The organism is Halomonas sp. E19 (assembly GCF_052439355.1).
In the GTDB taxonomy this organism is placed as follows: Bacteria; Pseudomonadota; Gammaproteobacteria; order Pseudomonadales; family Halomonadaceae; genus Halomonas.
In genome coordinates this window covers 784,709-806,727 of record NZ_JBNFWU010000001.1, presented here as the reverse complement: position 1 = coordinate 806,727, position 22,019 = coordinate 784,709, and the positions used below count along the sequence as shown (strand labels likewise).

General features: G+C 65.8%; 12 protein-coding genes, 5 tRNA genes and 5 pseudogenes. 14 read left to right on the top strand and 8 right to left on the bottom strand.

Features of this window, described 5'->3' with window-relative positions; translation table 11 throughout:
- Positions 1 to 293 precede the first annotated feature (293 nt).
- From ACUDAL_RS04310 to ACUDAL_RS04270, 9 genes and pseudogenes are all read left to right on the top strand, one after another.
- On the top strand, positions 294 to 1,172 hold the full coding sequence (locus ACUDAL_RS04310) for a tetratricopeptide repeat protein (RefSeq protein ID WP_444677256.1): 879 nt from the start codon (positions 294 to 296) through the stop codon (positions 1,170 to 1,172).
- Positions 1,166 to 1,846, top strand: coding sequence for a tetratricopeptide repeat protein (locus ACUDAL_RS04305; RefSeq protein ID WP_444677255.1), 681 nt, complete (start codon positions 1,166 to 1,168; stop codon positions 1,844 to 1,846). Before ACUDAL_RS04310 ends, ACUDAL_RS04305 begins: the two co-directional genes overlap by 7 nt.
- Positions 1,843 to 2,465 (top strand): annotated as a pseudogene (lolB, locus tag ACUDAL_RS04300) (lipoprotein insertase outer membrane protein LolB). The gene ACUDAL_RS04305 and the pseudogene lolB overlap by 4 nt, the downstream one beginning before the upstream one ends.
- Positions 2,466 to 2,501: 36 nt before the next feature.
- Positions 2,502 to 3,305 carry a 4-(cytidine 5'-diphospho)-2-C-methyl-D-erythritol kinase gene (gene ispE / locus ACUDAL_RS04295; RefSeq protein WP_444677254.1) on the top strand — a complete coding sequence of 268 codons (804 nt, stop codon included), beginning with the start codon at positions 2,502 to 2,504 and terminating at the stop codon, positions 3,303 to 3,305.
- 96 nt (positions 3,306 to 3,401) lie between these two features.
- On the top strand, positions 3,402 to 4,343 hold the full coding sequence (locus ACUDAL_RS04290) for a ribose-phosphate pyrophosphokinase (RefSeq protein WP_444677253.1): 942 nt from the start codon (positions 3,402 to 3,404) through the stop codon (positions 4,341 to 4,343).
- 126 nt (positions 4,344 to 4,469) lie between these two features.
- A complete protein-coding gene (locus ACUDAL_RS04285; RefSeq protein WP_444677252.1) occupies positions 4,470 to 5,099 on the top strand; it encodes a 50S ribosomal protein L25/general stress protein Ctc in 630 nt (209 codons plus the stop codon).
- Between the two features lie 81 nt (positions 5,100 to 5,180).
- The gene (gene pth / locus ACUDAL_RS04280; protein ID WP_444677251.1) at positions 5,181 to 5,765 is read left to right on the top strand and encodes an aminoacyl-tRNA hydrolase; all 585 of its coding nucleotides are present in this window, start codon (positions 5,181 to 5,183) and stop codon (positions 5,763 to 5,765) included.
- A gap of 100 nt (positions 5,766 to 5,865) precedes the next feature.
- A pseudogene (ychF, locus tag ACUDAL_RS04275) lies at positions 5,866 to 6,956 on the top strand (redox-regulated ATPase YchF).
- Between the two features lie 62 nt (positions 6,957 to 7,018).
- Positions 7,019 to 7,095, top strand: a tRNA-Met gene (locus ACUDAL_RS04270).
- A 50-nt stretch (positions 7,096 to 7,145) separates the two neighbouring features.
- On the opposite strand, the pseudogene ACUDAL_RS04265 reads toward ACUDAL_RS04270, so the two are convergent.
- Positions 7,146 to 8,443, bottom strand: a pseudogene (locus ACUDAL_RS04265) (M18 family aminopeptidase).
- A gap of 126 nt (positions 8,444 to 8,569) precedes the next feature.
- Here ACUDAL_RS04265 and ACUDAL_RS04260 point away from each other — a divergent pair.
- The gene (locus tag ACUDAL_RS04260) at positions 8,570 to 10,633 is read left to right on the top strand and encodes a carboxy terminal-processing peptidase (RefSeq protein ID WP_444677250.1); all 2,064 of its coding nucleotides are present in this window, start codon (positions 8,570 to 8,572) and stop codon (positions 10,631 to 10,633) included.
- 389 nt (positions 10,634 to 11,022) lie between these two features.
- Positions 11,023 to 13,641: an EAL domain-containing protein gene (locus tag ACUDAL_RS04255; protein ID WP_444677249.1), complete on the top strand. Its 2,619-nt coding sequence runs from the start codon at positions 11,023 to 11,025 to the stop codon at positions 13,639 to 13,641.
- Between the two features lie 105 nt (positions 13,642 to 13,746).
- Here ACUDAL_RS04255 and ACUDAL_RS04250 read toward each other — a convergent pair.
- The 4 genes from ACUDAL_RS04250 to ACUDAL_RS04235 form a co-directional block, all read right to left on the bottom strand.
- Positions 13,747 to 13,822, bottom strand: a tRNA-Asn gene (locus tag ACUDAL_RS04250).
- A gap of 45 nt (positions 13,823 to 13,867) precedes the next feature.
- Positions 13,868 to 13,943, bottom strand: a tRNA-Asn gene (locus tag ACUDAL_RS04245).
- 31 nt (positions 13,944 to 13,974) lie between these two features.
- A tRNA-Asn gene (locus ACUDAL_RS04240) sits at positions 13,975 to 14,050 on the bottom strand.
- A gap of 119 nt (positions 14,051 to 14,169) precedes the next feature.
- A tRNA-Met gene (locus ACUDAL_RS04235) sits at positions 14,170 to 14,246 on the bottom strand.
- A gap of 257 nt (positions 14,247 to 14,503) precedes the next feature.
- On the opposite strand from ACUDAL_RS04235, the pseudogene ACUDAL_RS04230 reads away from it, so the two are divergent.
- Positions 14,504 to 16,948, top strand: a pseudogene (locus tag ACUDAL_RS04230) (acyl-CoA dehydrogenase).
- Positions 16,949 to 17,005: 57 nt separating this feature from the next.
- On the opposite strand, the pseudogene ACUDAL_RS04225 reads toward ACUDAL_RS04230, so the two are convergent.
- From ACUDAL_RS04225 to ACUDAL_RS04215, 3 genes and pseudogenes are all read right to left on the bottom strand, one after another.
- Positions 17,006 to 18,879 (bottom strand): annotated as a pseudogene (locus ACUDAL_RS04225) (SLC13 family permease).
- Between the two features lie 200 nt (positions 18,880 to 19,079).
- Complete coding sequence (locus tag ACUDAL_RS04220; protein WP_444677248.1) at positions 19,080 to 19,643, bottom strand: carboxymuconolactone decarboxylase family protein; 564 nt, start codon at positions 19,641 to 19,643, stop codon at positions 19,080 to 19,082.
- Between the two features lie 10 nt (positions 19,644 to 19,653).
- Positions 19,654 to 20,982: an aspartate aminotransferase family protein gene (locus ACUDAL_RS04215; RefSeq protein ID WP_444677247.1), complete on the bottom strand. Its 1,329-nt coding sequence runs from the start codon at positions 20,980 to 20,982 to the stop codon at positions 19,654 to 19,656.
- 128 nt (positions 20,983 to 21,110) lie between these two features.
- Between ACUDAL_RS04215 and ACUDAL_RS04210 the strand changes: the two genes are divergently transcribed.
- Together ACUDAL_RS04210 and ACUDAL_RS04205 are read left to right on the top strand one after the other, a co-directional pair.
- Positions 21,111 to 21,806, top strand: a complete 696-nt coding sequence (locus ACUDAL_RS04210; protein WP_444677246.1) for a MurR/RpiR family transcriptional regulator — start codon at positions 21,111 to 21,113, stop codon at positions 21,804 to 21,806.
- The gene (locus ACUDAL_RS04205) at positions 21,719 to 22,015 is read left to right on the top strand and encodes a MurR/RpiR family transcriptional regulator (protein ID WP_444677245.1); all 297 of its coding nucleotides are present in this window, start codon (positions 21,719 to 21,721) and stop codon (positions 22,013 to 22,015) included. The genes ACUDAL_RS04210 and ACUDAL_RS04205 overlap by 88 nt, the downstream gene beginning before the upstream one ends.
- The last annotated feature ends 4 nt before the right edge of the window (positions 22,016 to 22,019 follow it).

The window sequence follows — 22,019 nt, the reverse complement described above, 5'->3', positions numbered from 1 at the left end:
CACCGCCGTCGAGCCGGTATGCTGACGGCTCGGGTAACCAGACGAGACACGCATGCCCACTCAGCTGATACGCTTTTCTCGCCACGGACTGGCGCTCCTTGGCCTGACGGTTCTCCTCGGCGGCTGCCAGGGTCTGCCCCCGTCACCCTTCGCGCTCTTCCCCGACGAAGACCCTCTCGTCGGCGCCCCCCATCGAGCGCGGACTCGACGCCGAAGGGCTCGCCGGCCTGCTGACCGCCGAACTGGCCGGCCAGCGCGGCCAGTATCGCCCGGCCACACTCGGCTACCTGGCCATGGCCGAACGCTACCGCGAACCTGCCCTGGCCGAGCGCGCCACCCTGGCCGCCCGCTTCAGTAACGACCCCCTGTTGCTCGAGGAAGCCGTGCGGCGCTGGCACCAGCTTGATCCCCAGGCCGAAGCTCCGCTGCGGCTGCTGGCCGGCATCGCGCTGCAGCGCGGCAATTGGGTCCTGGCGCTGGAGAAGCGCCTCCAGCTCGTCGAACAGGGCGGCCACGGCGAGCTGGCCCTGTTTACCGAGCTCGCCCTGGACGCGCAGGTCGACCCCATCCCGCTGTATGAACGCCTGAGCCGCCACCTAGCCGGCCCGGAAGCGGTGCGCCACCCGCACTATCACGACACCGCCCTGGCCATGGCGATTCTCGAGGCGGCGCTTGGCATGCGCGAGCGGGCCGAGGCGCGCCTTGAAGCGCTGTCGCGCGACCACGCCGAGCTGCCCGCGCTATGGATGACGCGTGCCCGCCTGGCGCTCGAGGCCAACGACCCCGCCCGCGCCCGAGACGCCGCCCGCCGCGGCCTGGCGATCTCGCCGGGCGACCCGCGCTTCCTGCTGCTGCTGGCGCAGTCCGAACTGGAGCTCGGCAACGTGGCCGCCGCCGAGCGACACACCGATGCGCTGCTCGACGAGCACCTCGGCAACGACGAGCTGCGTATCTCGCTGGCCAGGCTCTACCTCGAGGAAGGCCAGCTCGATGCCGCCCGACGCCTGCTACTGCCGCTGATCAGCGGCGACCAGACCCCGTCCAGCGCTTTCTTCCTGCTCGGCGCCATCGCCGAGCAGGAGGAAGAGGTCGACAACGCCCTGCTTTATTACCGCCAGGTTTCCCAGGAGGCGACTTCCTGCGCGCCCGCCTGCGGGCGGCGCGCATGCTGATCGAGGACGACCGCCTGCTGGACGCCCGCGCCTTCCTGCGGATCGAACGCCTGCGCCATGACGCGCACTTCAGCGAACTGCTCGCCCTAGAAGTGGAGCTGCTCGACGAAGCGGGCCTCACCGCCGAGGCCGAGGCCCTGCTCAACCGCGAGCTGGCGCGCACGCCCAACGATGAACAGCTGCTTTACCTGCGCGCCATGCGCGCCTGGGAGGTAGGCAACCTCGACGCCATGGAGCGCGACCTCGGGCGCATCATCGAAGCCAACCCGGACAATGCCGCCGCCCTCAATGCCTTGGGCTATACCCTGGCGGATCTCAATATCGAGGAGCGGCTCGAGGAAGCGCGCGAACTGATCGAGCGCGCCCATGAGCTCGAGCCCGGCAGCGCGGCCATCATGGACAGCCTGGGCTGGGTCTACTACCGCCTGGGCGACCCGGAGCGCGCCCTGCCCTGGCTGGAGCGTGCCTATGCCGCCATGCCCGACCAGGAGATCGCCGCGCACCTCGCGGAGGTGCTGTGGGTGCTGGAGCGCCACGAACAGGCCCGCCTGCTCATCGAGGAGGCCCTGCGCCGCTTCGACGACCATCCGCTCATCGACGCGCTGCTGGAGCGAATCCCCGAGCTCTCCCCAGATCGCCCACGCTCATCGGCCCCAGACGAGACGACACCATGACACGATGGAACCTGCCCCGCGCCGGGCTCTTCGGCGCCCTGCTGGCCACCGCCCTGCTGGCGGGCTGCGCCGCGCCGACCACCACGCCGCAGGGCGAGCGCAGCGCCGCCCAGTGGGAGCGCCAGCAGGCGCAGCTGGCCGCCCTGGACACCTGGATACTGGTGGGCAAGGCCGGCCTGCGCACCCCCAGGAGACCACCAGCGCCAACCTGGACTGGAGCCAGCATCCCCACTACTACCGCATGCTCATCAGCGGCCCCTTCGGCAGCGGACGCAATCTGCTGGAAGGACGCGAGGGCCGCTTCTCGCTGACCACCGCCGAAGGCCGCTTCGTCGCCGAAACGCCCGAAGCGCTGATGCAGCAGCAGCTCGGCTGGTCGCTACCGGTCAGCGCACTGTCCGACTGGATCCGCGGCCTGCCTGCCGATCACAGCCGCCACCAGCTGAGCCACGACGCAACCGGCTTCCCCGAGCGCCTCGAACAGGATGGCTGGGTGATCGAATACCGTGACTGGATCCTGGTCGAGTCGCTGTGGCTGCCGCGCCGCCTGGTCATGGAGTACGACGACCTGCGCGTGACGCTGGTGGTAACCGAGTGGCGGCCCGCCATCGATGAATGAGACCCTGGCGCTGCCCGCCCGGCCAAGCTCAACCGCATGCTGCATATCACCGGGCGCCGCGCGGATGGCTACCACGAGCTGCAGACGCTGTTCCAGTTCCTCGATCACGGCGACACTCTGCATCTGCAGCTTCGCGTCGACGGCGAGATCCGCCTGACTCCCGCCCTGCCCGGGCTGGCCGACGAGGACAACCTGATCGTGCGCGCAGCACGCCTGCTGCAGGCCGAGACCGGCTGCCGCCTGGGCGCCGAAATCACTCTCACCAAGCGGCTGCCCATGGGCGGCGGTCTGGGCGGCGGCAGCTCCGACGCCGCCACCGCCCTGCTCGGCCTCGACCGCCTGTGGCGGCTAAACCTTTCGCTCGACCGCCTGGCCGAACTAGGCCTTACCCTGGGCGCCGACGTACCGGTCTTCGTCCGCGGCCACGCCGCCTGGGCCGAGGGAGTGGGAGAAAGGCTCACGCCCGTGACCCTCGACACCCCCTGGTTCATAGTCGTCAATCCCGGCGTCGAAATCGCCACCGCGGCGGTGTTCGGGGCCGCGCAATTGACACGTGACACCCCCGATTACCATGGCGCGCGCACTGCAGGGGGAGCGCCAAGCTGGCACAACGACTGCGAACAGACCGTGCGACGGCTCTATCCGCAGGTAGCCGAGGTGCTTGACTGGCTCGGCGCTCGCGCACCGGCCATGCTGACGGGCACAGGGGCCTGTGTCTTCGCTCGGGTCGAGACCGACGCCGAGGCAAAGCGCATGCTAGCCGACCTGCCCCGCCACTGTTCGGCCTTCATCGCTCGCGGCTTGAACCTCTCTCCGCTACATGTCGCTCTGGGCCGATGAGCGGCACCCTGCGACAGTCCTTCGCGGGCCATGGCAGACAGGGCGACCCACCGGTCGTGCCCTGATCGCCCCTCAACACTGCATAGGTGGATGCGCGTGTCAAAATTGATGGTTTTTGCCGGGAATGCCAATCCCGAACTTGCCCAGAAGATCGCCGACAGCCTGGATAGCCGCATGGGCAACGCCACGGTCGGGCAGTTCAGCGACGGCGAGATCGCGGTCGAGATCAACGAGAACGTTCGCGGCAAGGACGTGTTCATCCTGCAGTCCACCTGCGCGCCGACCAACGACAACCTGATGGAGCTGATCCTAATGGCAGACGCGCTGCGCCGCGCCTCCGCCTCGCGGATCACCGCCGTGGTGCCTTACTTCGGCTATGCCCGACAGGATCGCCGCGTGCGCTCCGCACGGGTACCGATCTCGGCCAAGGTTGTGGCCGACATGATGGTCAAGGCCGGCGTCGACCGGGTGATGACCATGGACCTGCACGCCGACCAGATCCAGGGCTTCTTCGACGTCCCTGTGGATAACGTCTACGGCTCGCCGATCCTGCTCGACGACATCGAACGCCAGAACTACGATGACCTGGTGGTGGTCTCGCCCGACGTGGGCGGCGTGGTGCGTGCCCGCGCCATTGCCAAGCAGCTCAACGCCGACCTCGCCATCATCGACAAGCGCCGCCCCCAGGCCAACCAGGCCCAGGTGATGCACATCATCGGCGACATCGAGAATCGCACCTGTGTGGTGGTCGACGACATGATCGATACCGCCGGCACCCTGTGCAAGGCCGGCGACGCACTCAAGGCCCATGGCGCCCGCCGCGTGGTGGCCTACGCCACCCACCCGATCCTGTCAGGCCCTGCGGTCGAGAACATCACCGGCTCGGTGCTCGACGAAGTCGTGGTCACCGACACCATTCCGCTGTCCGACATTGCGCGCCGCAGCGGCAAAATTCGCCAGCTCAGCGTGGCGGGGCTGATCGCCGAGGCGATTCGCCGCGTCAGCAACGAAGAATCCGTCAGCGCCATGTTCCACTGAACCCCTTCGGGCGACATGCCCGGAGCGAGAACAGGCGCCGGAGTAGCGCCCTTCGGGGCTTTCGGGAACGCCGTCGTCAGGTCGCGGTCGGCGGTGTATCCCTTACCTTAAGCAAGAGGCAACATCATGTCCGAATTCACTCTCAATGCCAGCGTTCGTAGCGACCTGGGGAAAGGTGCGAGCCGCCGCCTGCGTCGTGCGAACCTCCAGGTGCCGGCCATCGTCTACGGCGGTGAGCAGGCGCCGCAGCCGATCTCCATCGAAAAGGCCGCCTTCTACAAGGCCATCGAGGACGAGTCGTTCTTCTCCTCGGTGCTGAACCTGGTCATCGACGGCAAGAGCGAGCAGGTGGTCGTGCGCGACCTGCAGCGTCACCCGTACAAGCCGGTGGTCACTCACGCCGACTTCATGCGCGTCGATGCCTCTCACGCCATCACCATCAACGTGCCGCTGCACGTGGTCGGCGAGGCGAAGTCCAAGGCCATTAAGGACCAGGGCGGCGAGCTGCACGTGCTTTCCAATGAAGTCCAGATCAGCTGTCTGCCGAAGGACCTGCCGGACTTCCTGGAAGTCGACATCACCGACGTCGAAATCGGCACCACGCTGCACCTTTCCGACCTCAAGCTGCCGGCCGGCGTCAGCCTGGTCGAGCTGACCCACGGCGCCGATCACGACAACGCCGTGCTGAGCATCTCCAAGCCCAAGGGCCGCAGCGATGCCGGCGAAGGCGAGGAAGGCGAAGGTTCCGCCGAGTAACCTGTGCCGTTGGGGCCGCTGCGGCGGCCCCTTTCCGACACGACCAAGCGCTGCGGCGCTTGTTTTGTTTGGAGACACCGCATGTCTCAGGTGAAAGCGATCATCGGGCTGGGCAATCCCGGCGAAGAGTATGCCGAAACCCGCCACAATGCCGGCGCCTGGCTGGTGGAACTGCTGGCACGTGCGGCTGGCACCGAGCTGCGTCCGGAGAAGAAGTTTCTCGGGCTCTACGCCAAGGTGCGACTCGATGGCCAGGAACTGCACCTACTCGAGCCCACCACCTACATGAATCGCAGCGGCGCCTCGGTGGCGGCACTGTGCCAGTTCTTCAAGCTGACGCCCGGCGAACTGCTGGTGGCCCACGACGAGCTGGACATTCCCGCCGGCTGCGCCCGCTACAAGACCGGCGGAGGCCACGGCGGACACAATGGGTTGCGCGATATCATCAGCGCCCTGGGCAACGACAAGGGCTTTCATCGGCTGCGGATCGGCATCGGCCATCCTGGCGACTCCCGCCAGGTCACGCATTACGTGCTGGCACGCCCCGGCAAGGCCGAGCTGGGCGCCATTGGCGCCGCCATCCATGAGAGCCTCCATACCCTGCCCCAGGCCATCACCGGCGACTGGGCGCGTGCCATGAGCCGCTTGCACGCCTTCAAGCCCTGAGCCGGCGGCAGGCCGTCTCGCCGGACTTACGACGACCTCGCGCTTTCCCGTAGAATAGCGATCAATCGCCACTCTCGAACATGCTTTCCAGGAAGATCCCATGGGTTTCAACTGCGGTATCGTCGGCCTGCCCAACGTCGGCAAGTCCACGCTTTTTAACGCTCTGACCAAGTCCGGCATTGATGCTGAGAACTTTCCCTTCTGCACTATCGAGCCCAACGTCGGCATCGTGCCCATGCCCGACCCGCGGCTCGACAAGTTGGCCGAGATCGTGAAGCCGCAGAAGGTAATTCCCACCACCATGGAGTTCGTCGACATCGCCGGCTTGGTGGCGGGCGCCTCCAAGGGAGAGGGCCTGGGCAACAAGTTCCTGGCCAACATCCGCGAGACCCAGGCCATCGCCCATGTGGTGCGCTGCTTCGACAACGACAACGTCATCCACGTGGCCAACCAGGTCGACCCGCGCGCCGATATCGAAATCATCAATATGGAGCTGGCCCTCTCCGATCTCGATACCGTCGAGCGCGCCATCCAGCGCCTGGTGCGCGTGGCCAAGGGGGCGACAAGGACGCGATCGCCACCAAGGCGATACTCGAGCGCATTCAGCCACACCTGGCCGAGGGCCAGCCGCTGAGAAGCTTCGGTCTCGACGAGGACGACAAGAAGCAGCTCAAGAGTTTCGGCTTCCTCACGCTCAAGCCGACCATGTACATCGCCAACGTCAACGAGGACGGTTTCGAGAACAACCCCTATCTCGACGTGGTCAACGAGATCGCCGCCGAGGAAGGCGCCGTGGTGGTGCCGGTGTGCAACCAGCTCGAATCTGAAATCGCCGAGTTGGATGACGAAGAGCGTGCCATGTTCCTTGGCGAAATGGGCATGGAAGAGCCGGGACTCGACCGCGTGATCCGCGCCGGCTACAAGCTGCTCGGGCTGCAGACCTACTTCACCGCGGGGGTGAAGGAAGTGCGCGCCTGGACGGTGAAGATCGGCGCCACCGCCCCCGAGGCCGCCGGCGTCATCCATACGGACTTCCAGAAAGGCTTCATCCGCGCCGAAGTGATCGCCTACGATGACTTTGTCGCACTCGGCGGCGAGCAGGGTGCCAAGGATGCCGGCAAGTGGCGCCTGGAAGGCAAGGAGTACGTAGTCAAGGACGGCGACGTGGTCCACTTCCGCTTCAACGTCTGAGCCTGGTGGCAACAAGGCTTGACCTGACGGGGGCGAGTCCGTAAACTTCGCTCCCGTTGAATGGCTACGTAGCTCAGTTGGTTAGAGCACATCACTCATAATGATGGGGTCCCCTGTTCGAGTCAGGGCGTAGCCACCAGAATCAAAAAACCCGGCGCCTTGGCGCCGGGTTTTTCGTGGTCGCCCCGATCAGGCCAGCTCGGGGCGGTTGGCAAAGGCGATCAGCGCCTGAGTCAGGTGCTCCACGTCGTGACTGCCGGCCGTCTCGCGGATCGAGTGCATACCCCACTGGGGCACGCCGACATCCAGGGTCGGCACGCCGAGTTCAGTGGCGGTGATCGGCCCGATGGTGCTGCCGCAGCCCATGTCGGCGCGCGAGACGAAGGTCTGCACCGGCACGCCGGCTTCGCGGCAGAGGTCGCGGAACAGCGCGGCGGTGGCACTGTTGGTGGCATAGCGCTGGTTGGCGTTCACCTTGATCACCGGTCCGCCGTTGAGCCTGGGACCATGCGCGGCATCGTGCTTGTCGGTGAAGTTGGGGTGCAGGCCGTGGGCGTTGTCGCAGGAGATCATCCGCGAGGCCTGGATCAGGCGGATGAAGCCTTCGTCGCCGGGTTCGCCGAGCCGGGCATTGACCCGCCGCAGCACGTCGCCGAGGAACGGCCCTGGGCACCGCAGGCGCTGGCCGAGCCGACCTCCTCATGGTCGTTGGCGACCAGCACCACGCCCTGGCTGCCGTCGCACTCAAGCAGCGCCTCCAGGCCGATGAAGCACGAGAGCAGGTTGTCGAGGCGCGCACTGGCGATCAGCTCGCCCTGCACGCCGACGCGCGACGGCGGCTGGACGTCGAACAGCGCCAGCTCGAAGTCGAGCAGTTCGACGTCACGCAGGCCATGCTGTGCCGTCAGCCACTCCTGCAGCAGGCGCTGCAGGTCGGGCTTTTCGCCTCCCTGGAGGAAAACAGGCGCCATCTGGGTCTGGGCGTTGATCGCCCGGCCGTTGTTGACATCGCGGTCCAGGTGAATGGCCAGGCTCGGAATGATCGCCACCGGCTGATCGACCTTCAGCAGCAGGCCTTCGAGCCGGCCGTCAAGGTGACGCACGTGAACCCGCCCCGCCAGGCCGAGGTCGCGGTCGAACCAGGGCGCCAGCAATACTCCGCCGTAGAGTTCGACGCCCAGCTGCAGCCAGCCGGCGCTGGATTGCGCCGGGCTGGGCTTGAGCCGAAGGCCCGGGCTGTCGGTATGCGCCCCGATCATGCGCAGCGCATCAAGGCGCTCGCGCGGGAGCTGCAGTGCCACGATCGACGAATCATTGCGGGTCACGTAGCACCGCTCGCCGGGGGCAAGCTCCCAGGGCCGGGATTCGTCCAGACAGCGGAAGCCAGCCGCCTCCAGCCGCTGCGCCATGGCCGACACGGCGTGCCAAGGAGTAGGCGAACAGTGAAGAAACTGGAGCAGACGATCAAGTCGGGCTTCCCGAGACATGGGGTTCCTCATAGAGAGTCGTGAGTGGTGCGTTAGCTGCTACAATGGGCTTTCCGCCTTAGCAACTCATGAGCCATACGCTTGTCTAGGGAAGGAAGTGTACACGAAACCAGGAGTGCTTCATTGATGAGCCTGTTAGTCGCACCTCGGCACTCAGCCATCCTGTTCACAGCGGTAATGCTGATGCTGAGCAGCCCTGCCGCGCTAGCCAAGATCGCACCGAGTGACGTGCATCGCCAGGCTGCCGTCGAGGTCGCCGAGTCGCTGCGCTACGGCCATTATGCCGATATCGCGCTGGACGACGAGTGGTCGCGCCTGGCCTTCCAGCGCTACCTGGACGTCCTCGATGGCCAGCGCTCCTTCCTGCTGGAAGGTGACGTGGAGGACTTTCGCCACCTCGAGACGCGCATCGACGACATGATCTTCGATGGCGACCTGGTGCCCGCCTACGAACTCTACCAGCGTTACCACGACCGAGCCGAATCGCGCTTCGAGTGGCTGCTCGAGCGTATCGATCACGGGCTCGACTACAGCTATGACAGCGATCTGCGCCTTGAGCTGGATCGTCGCGAAGCCTCCTGGGCCGGCAGCGAGGAGGAGCTCGACGAGCTGTGGCAGAAACGACTCAAGAACGCCGCCCTCACGCTCGACATCAGCGGGCAGGACAGCGAGCAGGTCGAGAACAACCTGCGCCAGCGCTATGAAGGGCAGCTGTCGCGGCTGCGCCAGACCAATGGCGAAGACGTCTTCGGCCTGTTCATGGCCGCCGTGACCAGCAGCATCGACCCGCACACCGAATACCTGTCGCCGCGCCAGGGCGAATCCTTCGATATCCAGATGCGTCTTTCCCTCGAAGGGATCGGCGCCATGCTGCAGTCCGACGGCGAATACGTGAAGGTCACCAGCCTGGTGCCGGGCGGCCCGGCCGATCGTGCCGGCGTGCTGGAACCCGCCGACCGCATCATTGGAGTCGGCCAGGAGGATCAGGACGGCATGGTAAATGTCGTCGGCATGCGCCTCGACGAAGTCGTCGACCTCATCCGCGGCCCCAAGGGCACCGTGGTTCGCCTCGAAGTAGTGCCCGCTGAAGTGGTCGACATGACCCGCAGCCACGAGGTCGAGATCACCCGCGACACCGTGGACCTGGAAGAGCAGGCCGCCAAGGGCGAGATCATCGAGATCAACCAGGAAGACGGCACCAAGCGCATCGGCGTGATTCGCATTCCCACTTTCTACGTGGATTTCGACGCCTGGCAGTCGGGACAGGAGGAGTTCCGCAGTACCACTCGCGATGTGGCGCGTGAAGTCGAGCGCCTCAAGGCGGAAGGCATCGACGGCATCATGCTCGACCTGCGCAACAACGGCGGCGGCGCGCTCCAGGAAGCCAACTCACTGATCGGCCTGTTCATCGACCGGGGCCCCACGGTGCAGGTTCGCGATGCTCGCGGCCGCATCAGTCTCTACGGTGACACCGAAACCGGCACGCTCTATGACGGGCCGCTGGCCGTGCTGGTTAACCGGCTCTCGGCCTCGGCCTCGGAGATCTTCGCCGGCGCCATCCAGGACTATGGACGCGGCCTGGTGCTGGGCAACGCCACCTTCGGCAAGGGCACAGTGCAGACGCTGCTCGACCTCAGCCATGGCCAGATCAAGCTGACCCGGGCCAAGTTCTATCGCATCTCCGGCAAGAGCACGCAGCATCGCGGCGTGGAGCCCGACATTCTCTTCCCCGATCTGGTCGACCCCGAGCGAATCGGCGAGAGCAGCCTGGACAATGCGCTGGAGTGGGACACCGTTCAGGCCGTGCAGTATCGCCACTATGGCGAGCCGTGGGAGTATCTCGAAACCTTGCGCTCACGCCATCAGGATCGCGCCGAGTCGCATCCGAACTTCGTCTACCTGCGCGAGCGCGTCGAACTGACACGCCGCCTGCGAGAGGAGCAGACAAGCGTCAGCCTCGATCGCGAGCAGCGTCAGCGTGAAGTGGAGCAGCGCGATGCCGAGCAGCTGGCGCTGGAAAATCGCCGCCGCACCGCCCTGGGCATGGAGCCGCTGGAAGAGCTTTTGGAAGCTCGGCTGGACGATGACGTCGAGGACGACGAGCCGGTGGAGCGAATCCAGGTCCTGGAGGCTGCGGCCATCCTGGCAGACTATGCGGAGCTGAGCCAGCGGCGGTTGGCCGCCCGCTGAGTCGCCAGACCGGGCGCTCTAACCAGCGCCCTCCTCCCGCCACCCCTTCAACCTAGCCATGCATACGACAACAGGCCCGGGAAACTCTCCCGGGCCTATTTGTTTCGCCGCTGTGGCGGCTGCGCGCCGCTGCACCGAGCCGACAAACCACGGCCGCCCGCCGCGGCGTTACTGCTGCACAAGCTCTTCGTTCAGGCGTTTCATATAGCGGCGATTGTTCCGCCAGGTCATGCACCCTGCGCACCAAAAGTTCGTCGAATAACGTTAAGGCATTGCACGCGCCTTTGGTCATGGTGTCGCATACAATGGCCTCTCCTACCAGGAAGGCAGGCCCGGCGCTTCTAGGCCCGTGAGCACGGCAGGACACGCCCCTTGAAGCAGAGGTCTGCATGATCCACCGCCGCCTGAAGCACCGAATCGAGGCTGACAGCCAGCCTTTGCCCGGCGCAGTCCACCGAGCGACATCTTCGCGCGTCCCGACCGCGGAAGCCGTACTGCTCTGGCTGCTGTGCTGCGGCGCAGCCGCCGCCACCTTTTCTATCCGCAACCCGGCGGGCCAGGCGCTGGCCACCTACAGCTTCCTGCTCACCCCGCTGCTGGTGATCGTTGCCATTCGGCTACCGCTTGCGACCAGCCTGTTCGTGGTGCTGTGCACCAGCCTCGTGGCCGTCATGGCGGATGCCCTAAGCGCAGGCGATACCCATGACAGCCTGCTCGTACTCTCGCTGTTTATGTTGATCAATCTGATGATCGTGTGGCTCCTAGGCGCGCTGATCGGCGAACGCCGCCGGGCGCTGGGCCAGGCGCAGAAAATGCGCGACATGTACGAGATGCTTAGCCACATCAACCAGACGCTGGTCAATCTCAAGCTCACCCCAGCCCAGCTGTTCGAACGCACCTGCACCACCATCACGCAGGAAACCTCCTTCTTCCAGGCGTGCATCACAGCCGATCCGCGCGCGGAAGCCTGGCCGCAGCTGGCAGGCGCCGGGCTGTTGCCCGGCACTGTCTGCGTACGCAAGGGCGCCGGCATCCTGCCGCCGACCACCGACCGAAAGCTTGAGTGCCAATTGGAGCAGCGCGTCATGCGCGAGGGCCGGTACCATATTCAGGACAGCTGCCGGGCATGCCCTGCCCTCGCACACTGCCCGCTCAATGCTTTTGCTTCCGAGCAAGGCGCCCTGGCAGCTTTCCCCATCCGCACCGAAGGTAAGCCGACCCAGGCCGTGCTTACCATCTTCAACCAGCAGGGGCGTGTGTTCGATGCCGACATGGTGCGCCTGTTCAACGAAATGGCAGGCAACATCGCCTTTGCCATGAGCATGCTTGAGGACCGCCAGCGCCTGAAGCTTACCTCCGAGGTGTTCGAGCACAGTCACGAGTCCATCATCATTGCCGACGCCGGAGGGCACATACTCGACGTCAACCCCTCCTTCACCCGCATCACCGGCCATAGCCGCGACGCGGTGATTGGCCAGAACCCGCGCGTGCTGCAGTCTGGCCGCCAGGACAAGGCTTTCTACCAGCAGCTATGGCGAAGCCTGCTGGAAGAGGGCTACTGGGCCGGCGAGTTCTGGAATCGGCGCCGCAACGGCGAACTCTACCCCCAGCGTGGCACCATCACGGCCGTGCGCGGCGATGACGCTGCCATCGAGCATTTCATCGCGGTGATGGAAGACGTCTCCGAGAGGGTCAAGGCCGAGGAACAGCTTCACCACTTGGCCAACTACGATACACTCACGGGTCTCCCGAACCGCCTGCTCCTGGAAAGCCGCTTCAGCCAGATCCTCGATGCCAGGAGCGCCGGCTTGCCGAAGCTGGCGGTGCTGTTCATCGACCTTGACGAATTCAAGCACGTCAACGATGCCATGGGACATCCACAGGGCGACCGGCTGCTGCGGCAGGTGGCGGACCGGCTGCGCGGTGAGCTGCGCGAAGGCGATACGCTGGCACGCTTCGGCGGCGATGAGTTCGTGGTATTGATGGAAGGCGGCCGGGAGGAGGCCCGCGCCTTGGCCAAGCGGCTGATCCGCAGCGTGCGCCGACCCTATCAGCTCGGCGCTCAGCCGGTGCATGTGGGCTGCAGCATCGGGGTAGCCCAAGCGCCTGGCGACGGTTCGCAGCTCGACGAGCTGATCCAGGCCGCGGACACGGCCATGTACCAGGCCAAGGCACGCGGACGCGGCGCCTACGTCTTCTACGCGGCGAGCATGCAGCACCTGGCCCAGAGTCGCCTGACCCTGCGCGGCGAGCTCAACGACGCTCTGCGCGACAACCAGCTGCAGGCCTGGTTTCAGCCCAAGGTATGCATTGCCGATGGGCGCGTGGTCGGTTTCGAGGCATTGGTACGCTGGCAGCACCCACAGCGAGGCATGATTTCTCCCTGCGAGTTCATTCCACTGGCCGAAAGCAGCGGCCAGATCGTGGCCATTGACCGCTGGATGCTGAAGACGGTAATCGCCCAGCTGGCAAGCTGGCGGCAGCAGGGCCACCCGCCGCTCCCCGTGGCCGTGAACGTGTCGGCCTCGCTCTTTTCCCGAGCGAACTTCGTGGCCGAACTGGCGCAGTGGTTGGAGAAGAGCACGGTTCCTCCGCAGCAGCTGGAACTCGAGGTCACCGAACACGTGGCCATGCTCGACCTGACGCATACCCTGTCGACGCTGCGCGAACTGAAGCAACTGGGCGTGACGCTTTCGATCGATGATTTCGGCACGGGGTATTCAGGTCTCTCCTACCTGCGCGACTTCCCCATCGACACTGTAAAGATCGACATGAGTTTCGTGCAGGGCGTGCAGCACGACAGGAAGAAACAGGCGATCGTGCGCGCCATCATTGCGCTGGCCAGTACGCTCGAATTGCGCACCGTTGCCGAGGGAGTGGAAACCGAGGAGGAGCGGGCGTTTCTCGCCGAACAGGGCTGCTGGGGGTATCAGGGGTATCTTTGCAGCCCCGCAGTGGCAGCCGAGAGCATCGAGCGCCGCTACCTGACAGCCGGCTCGCCGCATTAAGGCCAACACGACTCACGGAAGACAGGGTTCACAGCCGCTGACTGGATGCAAAGAAATATGCAGGGCGCAACAACAAGGAAGCGAGCTGACAAGGAAACAGAGAATTGGCTCCCGGAGCAGGACTCGAACCTGCGACCCAGTGATTAACAGTCACTTGCTCTACCGACTGAGCTATCCGGGAACGATACGAACAGGAAGGGGCTCCTTCCTTGAACTGGCGAGCCGATGGCTCCTCGAGCAGGACTCGAACCTGCGACCCAGTGATTAACAGTCACTTGCTCTACCAACTGAGCTATCGAGGAATGACGAACGTCAAGACCGGCGCTGTGTTTATGGCTCCCGGAGCAGGACTCGAACCTGCGACCCAGTGATTAACAGTCACTTGCTCTACCGACTGAGCTATCCGGGAATGGCCTGAACACGGTGCGTAGTATACGGATCGCTCTTGTCAGGTCAAGGGCAGATTCTCACACCTGCCAGGCACATAGCAGAACGCCCGCACGAGAAATCGTGCGGGCGTTCAGGATCTGGTGGCTACGCCCTGATTTGAACAGGGGACCCCATCATTATGAGTGATGTGCTCTAACCAGCTGAGCTACGTAGCCAAGCGACAGCAGGCATTGCCTGTTTGACGCGGCAAGATTATGCACGAAGCGGAACCAACAGGCAAGGCGTTCACCCTCGTCTTTGCACGCCGCCTAGGCGGCTATCGACGTCGCCACCCTGGCCGACGCTCCGCTGTCGAAGATCACTCCACCATGTGGGCGTCTCAGCCCTGCCGCAGGGCTGGCCACTCAGGGTGAGATGGGCTAGTCTGATTCGTTCAAACAACTGTTCTAAACGCGAACCAAGGGAGCGCCCCATGCTCACCCTCATCCTTCTGCTTCTCACCGTCGTCGGCCTGCTGGCCGTGATGCGCCGCGAGGCCGGCGCCATGCCGACCCTGATCCTGCTTGGCGTGCTCGGCCTGGCGGGCCTGCTGCTGGGCTCCCCGTGCTCGGCGTGCTGCTGCTGCTCGGCGCAGTGACGGTGGCCGTGGCCGGTCTGCCTGCCCTGCGCATCCAGTGGCTTACCCCGAGGCTGTTCGCCATGTTCAAGCGCGTCTCGCCCAAGGTGTCGGCAACCGAGCGCACCGCGCTGGAAGCCGGCACCGTGGCGTGGGACGGTGAGCTGTTCTCGGGCCGCCCACAGTGGAACAAGCTGATGGCCTACCGCGACGATGGCCTGACCGAGGAGGAGCGCGCCTTCATCGATCACCAGTGCTCGGTGGCGGCAGGCATGTGTAACGCCTGGGAGATCGCCAAGGAGCGCGCCGACCTACCCGAGGCGTTATGGCAATACCTGAAGAAGGAGCGCTTCTTCGGCATGATCATTCCGAAGGAGTACGGTGGCCTCGGGTTTTCGGCCAAGGCCCAGTCGCTGGTGCTGCAGAAGCTCTCCATCAGCGAGACACTGATGGTCACGGTGGGCGTGCCCAACTCCTCGGCCCTGGTGAGCTGCTGCTCGAGTACGGCACCCAGGCGCAGAAGGATCACTTCCTGCCGCGCCTGGCCGACGGCCGCGAGATCCCCTGTTTCGGCCTCACCGGGCCGCGTGCGGGTTCGGACGCCACCTCGCTGCCCGACACCGGCATCGTGTGCAAGCAGGTGATCGACGGTGAAGAGGTGCTGGGTCTGCGCCTCAACTTCGAGAAGCGCTGGATCACCCTGTCGCCCATCGCCACCGTGGTCGGCCTGGCCTTCCGCCTGTTCGACCCCGACCACCTGCTGGGCGAGGAAGAGGACCGCGGCATCACCCTCGCCCTAGTACCGCGCAACACCGCCGGCATGGAGATCGGCCGCCGCCACCACCCCATCGGCAGCCCGTTCCTCAACGGCCCGATCAAGGGCAAGGACGTCTTCGTCCCGCTGGATACCATCATCGGCGGCACCGAGATGATCGGCCAGGGTTGGCGCATGCTGGTGGAGTGCCTCTCCATCGGCCGCTGCATCACCCTGCCCTCCGGCGCCAGCGGCACCATGCGCTACGCCCTGGGCTGGACCGGCGGTTTCGGCCGCATTCGCCGCCAGTTCAACGTGCCGGTGGTGGAAATGGAAGGGGTGCAGGAGCCCCTGGCGCGCCTGGCCTCGCTGGGCTATATCGCCCAGGCCGCCGTCTACCAGACTGCCAACACCATCGACCGCGGCGAGAAGCCTGCCGTGCCCTCGGCGATCCTCAAGAGCCAGCTCACCGAGTTCCAGCGCCTCGGACTCTCCGATGCCATGGACATTCACGGCGGCAAGGCGGTGACCCTGGGCCCACGCAACTACCTGGGCATCGGCTACAGCGCCAACCCGGTCTCGATCACGGTGGAAGGGGCCAACATCATGACCCGCAACCTGATGATCTTCGGCCAGGGCGCCATTCGCTGCCATCCGTTCGTGCTCAAGGAGCTGGCTGCCTCCGACAGCAACGACCTCAAGGCCTTCGACCACGCCTTCTTCGGCCATGCCGCGCTGGTCTTCGGCAACGCCGCCCGCGCCTTCACCATGGGGCTCGGCATCGGCAAGCCAAGCGTGCCCTTCGATGCGATCGCCGCACCCTATGCCAGTGACATGGCGCGCCTCTCCGCCGCCTTCAGCCTGTGCGCCGATGCCGCCATGGCCAGCCTCGGCTCGGCCCTGAAGCAGCGCGAGATGATCTCGGCGCGCCTCGGCGACGTGCTCTCCAACCTCTACCTGGCCTCGATGGTGCTCAAGCACTGGCAGGAGGGCGACAAGGTGGAGGGCGAAGCCGCCCTGCTCCACTACAGCTGTACCCACCTGCTGCAGCGCGCCGAGCAGGCCTTCGACGAGCTGTTCGACAACCTGCCCAACCGGGCGCTGGGCGGCGTGCTGCGCGCCGTGACGATGCCGACGGGGAGGCGCTGGAAACGCCCTGCCGACGCCCTGACGCGAGGATTGCCCAGGCGGTATCGCGCGACACTGCGCTGCGGGCCAAGTTGCTGCGCGAAACCTGGCAGGACAACGACGGCGCCAAGGACAATCCGCTGGCCCACTACAACGCCCTGCTGGCCGAGTATGACCGCGCCGAGGCGCTCTACCGCACGGTCAACAAGGCCTATGCCAAGGGCGACCTGCCGCGTGAGGCGCTGCACCCCGAGGTACGCCTGGAGGCGGCCCGCGAGAAGGGCCTGGTCAGCGAGGAGGACGCCGAGTTCATGCGCCGCTTCGAAGCCGAGGTGCTCGAGCTGCTCAGCGTGGACGACTTCGAGTACGACGAGTTCGCCACCGACAAGGCCAACATCCTGCGCCACAACGCCGCGTAGGCTCGGTCAGCCCCTACCCAACCCCGGCCCAGCGGCCGGGGTTTTTCGTTTTCTCTCCTACAAAGGCCAGACCAGCAGGATCATAGGCAGCGCCACGACCATCACCATCAGCGACAGCGGCAGGCCCATTTTCCAGTAGTCACCGAAACGATAGCCTCCGGGGCCCATGACCAGCGTGTTCGACTGATGGCCGATGGGGGTCAGGAAGGCGCAGGAGGCGCTGACCGCGATGATCATCAGGAACGGGTCGATCGACACGCCGAAGCCTTCGGCGAGGCTGGCGGCGATGGGCGCCATCAGTAGCGCCGCCGCCGCATTGTTGATCACGTTGGAAAGCAGCATCGACACCGCAAACAGGCCGATCAGCAGCACCAGCACGGGCCACTGCTCGCCTGCCAGGAGAAGCGAGTCGGCGATCAGCTTGGCCCCGCCGCTGGTCTCGAGCGCCTGGCCGACCGGTATCATGGCGCCAAGCAGGACGATCACCGGCCCGTCGATGGCCTGGTAGCCGTCGCGCAAGGACAGCACGCCCACCAGCAGCGCCGCCAAGGCGGCAGCGGATAGCGCCACGGCGGCCGGCAACAGGTCCGCCAGCATGGCGACCAGGGCCAGGGCAAAGATTCCGAGGGAGATCAGCAGCATGCGAGGCTGTCCCAGCGGCAGATTGCGCCTTGCCAGGGGCAGGCAACCCAGGGTGGCCAGGCTTTCGGTGAGGTTGCTCTCGCCGCCTTGCAGCAGCAGCACGTCGCCGGGGCGAAAGCGAATATCGCGCAGCCGCTGCTTGAGGCGCCCGCCATCGCGGGCCACCGCCACCAGGTGGAGGCCATACTGGTTCTGCAGGCGCAGCTGCGTGACGGTGCGATTGACCATCATGGAGTCATTGCGCACCACGGCTTCGAGCAGCTCCAGCCCCTCGGTGTCGGTGGCTTTTCGCTCCTCCTTGCGCTCCTTCCGCTGTGCCTTTTTTCCGCTTTCCTGCTCGCCTGGGGCTTGTCCTCGTCAGCCTTCGACGCTGCGGTTGCTTGCGGATCGCGCTGTTCATCGGCGCTCACACCCAGGCTGAGCCCGGCCTTGTCCTCGAGCAGCTTCATCTCCTCTGGCCCCGCCTCGACCAGCAGGATATCCCCCTCCTTCAGCACTCCGAGAAAGGCATGACCGGCGCGGCGCTGGTCCCCACGCAACACCGCCAGCACGGGGATGGTCTCTTCCAGCTCGCGCTGGAGCTCGCGCAGGGTCCATCCGGCCGCTTTCGAGTCCTCGGTCACCTTCATCTCGGTAAGGTAGTTGGCGGTATCGAACATCTCCTCGGTGGATGCCTTTCCCGCCCGGTCGGGCACCAGCCGCCAGCCCAGCAGCACGATGAAGGCGAGCCCCGCCAGGGCCACGACGGCGCCTACCGGAAAAAACGAGAACATGCCGAAGGTGTCGCCCGATACCGAACCGCGATAGCTGGCGATGATGATGTTGGGCGGCGTGCCGATCAGGGTCATCAGCCCACCGAGCAGGGAGCCGAAGGCCAGCGGCATCAGCAGCAGCGAAGGAGAGGTATCGTGCTCGCGGGCGAGCCGCATGGCGACCGGCAGCAGCAGCGCCAGCGCGCCCACGTTGTTCATGAAGGCCGAGAGCACCACCACCGTGGTGGTCAGCGCCACGAGCTGCAGGAACAGCCGGTCACCGACCTTGAGCACCTGCTCGGCGATCATGTCGACCACGCCGGAGCGCTCGAAGCCACGGCTGAGCACCAGCACGGCGGCCACCGTGATCACCGCCGGGTGGCCAAATCCCATGAAGGCCTGGTCGGCGGGAACCAACCCCAGCATCACCGAGACGAGCAGTGCGGAAAGCGCCACCAGGTCGTAGCGAAAGCGACCCCAGACGAACGCGGCCAGGGTGAGGCCCAGCACGATGAACACCAGCGTATGATTGGCCATATCCCTGCGGCTCTCCAGTCGACTCGAGACTCCAGCACACCAGCACACCAGCCAATCAAGAAAAATCCAGCCTTTTCTTGAGCTTCCAACACAAGTTGAAGAGCCGGACCGGGCAAGGCGAAGCGATGGAGGGCGGTGCGCAAGGCACCCGGCCGCAGCCGGGTGACCTTGGCGCTCATGCGCCTGGACTGGCGCCGGCCTTACGGCTCGGGGAACGGCAGGGGGGCATCGGTGTCGCGCCGGACCGCAAAGACATTCAGAGTCATGGCCACCAGGGCGTAGTAGCCGAACACGCCCACCAGCTCGACCACGGCGGGTTCACCGAAGGCCTCGACGGCCTCGGCATAGAGCGCCGCGTCGACGCGCCGGGTGGCGTAAAGCGTGGTGCCCAGGCGATAGATCAGGCGCTCGTCGTCGCGCTCGAAGAGCGGCTCCCGCCCCGCGCGCAGCGCCTCGATCACGGCATCGTCGATTCCCGCCTCGCGGGCGATAGGTGCGTGGATCTGCCACTCGGCCTGGGACTGCCACCAGGCGGCGGTGACCAGGATGGCCAGTTCAGTCAGGCGCAGCTCCAGCCGCGTGCCGTAGCGGCAGAAGGCGCCCAGCCGCTGGGCGTGATCGGCCAGGCCCGGGCTGTGGATCCAGGCCAGGAAGGGGCCGTCCAGGTTGCCGCGCGGGCCGCTGAGGATCTCCTCCAGCACGCGGCGCTGGTCGGCATCCATGCGCGTCTCGTCGAGCGGGGTCAGGCGGGATTCGATGGCCATGCGCGTCTCCTTATCGGCCAGCCAGCGCACTGCGCAGAGCGGTATCAAGCTTGTCGACGATCTCGTCCAGATGGCTCTCATCAAGAATGAAGGGCGGCGCCAGCAGGATGTGATCACCCTGGCGGCCGTCGAGCGTGCCGCCCATGGGATAGCACATCAGCCCCGCCTGCATGGCGGCCTGCTTGACGCGGGCATGCACCTTGCGCTCGGGTTCGAACGCCGCCTGGGTGGCACGGTCGGCTACCAGCTCCAACCCCAGGAAGAGCCCCCGGCCGCGAATGTCGCCGACATGCGGGTGGTCGCCGAAGCGCTCGGCCAGGCGCCGCTGCAGCCCCTCGCCCAGCTCGCGCACCCGGGGCAGCAGGTCGCGCTGCTGGAGGCTCTTCTGCACCGCCAGGGCCGCGGCACAGGCGGTAGCATGGCCGATATAGGTATGGCCGTGCTGGAAGAAGCCCGAACCATTGGCAATGGCCTCGCGGATACGTCCGCTGACCAGAGTGGCGCCGATCGGCTGGTAGCCGGCCCCGAGCCCCTTGGCGATGGTGATCAGGTCGGCGGTGATGCCCTCCTGCTCGGCGGCGAACAGGCTGCCGGTGCGCCCCATGCCGCACATCACCTCGTCAAGGATCAGCAGCACGCCATGGCGGTCACACACTTCGCGGACCCGCTTGAAGTACCCCGGCACCGCTGGCACCGCGCCCATGGTGGCGCCCACCACCGGCTCGGCCACGAAGGCCATCACGTTCTCCGCGCCCAGGCGCAGGATCTCGCTTTCCAGCTCATGGGCCAGGCGTACGCCCATTTCCTCCGGGGACTCGCCCGGCTGTAGGCCGCGATAGGCGTAGCAGGGGCTGACATGGCTGACATCGATCAGCAGCGGCTCGAACTGCTGGCGCCGCCAGGCGTTGCCGCCGGTGGCGAGCGCCCCCAAGGTGTTGCCATGATAGCTCTGGCGGCGCGCAATCAGGTGCCTGCGCTGCGGCTGGCCGATTTCGATGAAGTACTGGCGCGCCAGTTTCAGGGCCGCTTCCATCGCCTCGGAGCCGCCCGAGACGAAGTAGACCGACTCGAGCCCTGCAGGAGCGCGCTCGACCAGGAAATCAGCCAGCGCTTCCATCGGCTCGGTGGTGAAGAAGGAGGTATGAGCGTAGGCCACCTTGCCTACCTGCTCGCGGATGGCCTCGATGACGGCGGCATCGCTGTGCCCCAGGCAGGAGACCGCGGCGCCACCGCAGGCATCCAGGTAGCGCCGCCCCTGGGCGTCGATCAGGTAAGGGCCGTCGCCTTTCACGGCCGTGGGGTACTCCTGCGTCAAGCTGCGATGGAAGACGTGGCTCATGTAATCCTCCGGGTGGATAATATGCAAAATATAGATGCTCTATATTAATTTGCAATTTATATTTGCACAAATAAAGCACAAGATGCCTTACCCAACGACGCCATCCCCGACAACTGTGAAGCGACGCCATGACAGACACCACCACGCCACCCCCGGAAACGCTGAGCGGCCTAAGGCAACGGCTCAAGGCCATCGAGGCCGGCGAAGCGGATATCCGGCTGGGCAAGCGCTCCCGGCACGTACTTGCGCTGCTGATCGAGGCACCGCAACAGGCCGCGGTCTCGTCCATCAGCGAGCTGGCGGATCAGCTGGGCGTGAATGCCTCGACGCTTTCGCGCCTGGCCCAGCGCCTGGGCTATGGCGGTTTCGGCCAGCTGCAGGATGTGTTTCGCCGTGAAGTTACCGAAGGCCAGAGCTTCTACAGCGACCAGGCCTCGCGCCTGCTCGAAGCCGGCGGCGATACCCAGGGGCTGACCCGACTGAGCCGCCTGGGTCGGCAAGAGAGCGCCAACATGGCGAGCCTGCTGGAGCGAATCGATCCAGCGGCCTTCGAGCAGACGGTGACGCTGCTGGCGAGGGCCCATCGGGTGCGCGTGCACGGCATGCGCCAGTTCCACTCCCTCGCGCTGTTCATGGCCTATGGACTGGGAATGCTGCGCCCCGATGTCGCCCCCTCGACGCGGGCCGGCAAGGCGTCGCCGATGCCCTGGCCCAGCTCGATCCCGGCGACGTACTGGTGGTGGCAAGCTGCTTTCCCTACACGCCGAGCGTGCTGGCCACCGCCGAGGTGGCGGCCCGCCACGGGATCGTGGTCATCGCCCTGACCGATTCGGAAAGCTCTCCCCTGGCTCGGGTTGCGCGGCACAGCTTCACGGTGCCCAACCACAGTCTGTTCTACAGCAACAGCATGTGTGCCTTCCTGCTGCTCGCGCAGGGCCTGCTGAGTGAAGTGGCCAGCGTACTGGGGACGACTGGATTGGCGGCGCTGAAGCACCGCGAGACGATGATCGCCGAACTCGGCGCCTCGCTGTGATCGA

What these genes read in the sequence shown, in the direction of transcription:
- ACUDAL_RS04310 (WP_444677256.1), top strand. Translation starts at nt 294, where the DNA reads ATGGCCGAACGCTACCGCGAACCTGCCCTGGCCGAGCGCGCCACCCTG.
- ACUDAL_RS04305 (WP_444677255.1), top strand. Translation starts at nt 1,166, where the DNA reads ATGCTGATCGAGGACGACCGCCTGCTGGACGCCCGCGCCTTCCTGCGG.
- ispE (WP_444677254.1), top strand. Translation starts at nt 2,502, where the DNA reads ATGCTGCATATCACCGGGCGCCGCGCGGATGGCTACCACGAGCTGCAG.
- ACUDAL_RS04285 (WP_444677252.1), top strand. Translation starts at nt 4,470, where the DNA reads ATGTCCGAATTCACTCTCAATGCCAGCGTTCGTAGCGACCTGGGGAAA.
- pth (WP_444677251.1), top strand. Translation starts at nt 5,181, where the DNA reads ATGTCTCAGGTGAAAGCGATCATCGGGCTGGGCAATCCCGGCGAAGAG.
- ACUDAL_RS04260 (WP_444677250.1), top strand. Translation starts at nt 8,570, where the DNA reads ATGAGCCTGTTAGTCGCACCTCGGCACTCAGCCATCCTGTTCACAGCG.
- ACUDAL_RS04255 (WP_444677249.1), top strand. Translation starts at nt 11,023, where the DNA reads ATGATCCACCGCCGCCTGAAGCACCGAATCGAGGCTGACAGCCAGCCT.
- ACUDAL_RS04220 (WP_444677248.1), bottom strand. Translation starts at nt 19,643, where the DNA reads ATGGCCATCGAATCCCGCCTGACCCCGCTCGACGAGACGCGCATGGAT.
- ACUDAL_RS04215 (WP_444677247.1), bottom strand. Translation starts at nt 20,982, where the DNA reads ATGAGCCACGTCTTCCATCGCAGCTTGACGCAGGAGTACCCCACGGCC.
- ACUDAL_RS04210 (WP_444677246.1), top strand. Translation starts at nt 21,111, where the DNA reads ATGACAGACACCACCACGCCACCCCCGGAAACGCTGAGCGGCCTAAGG.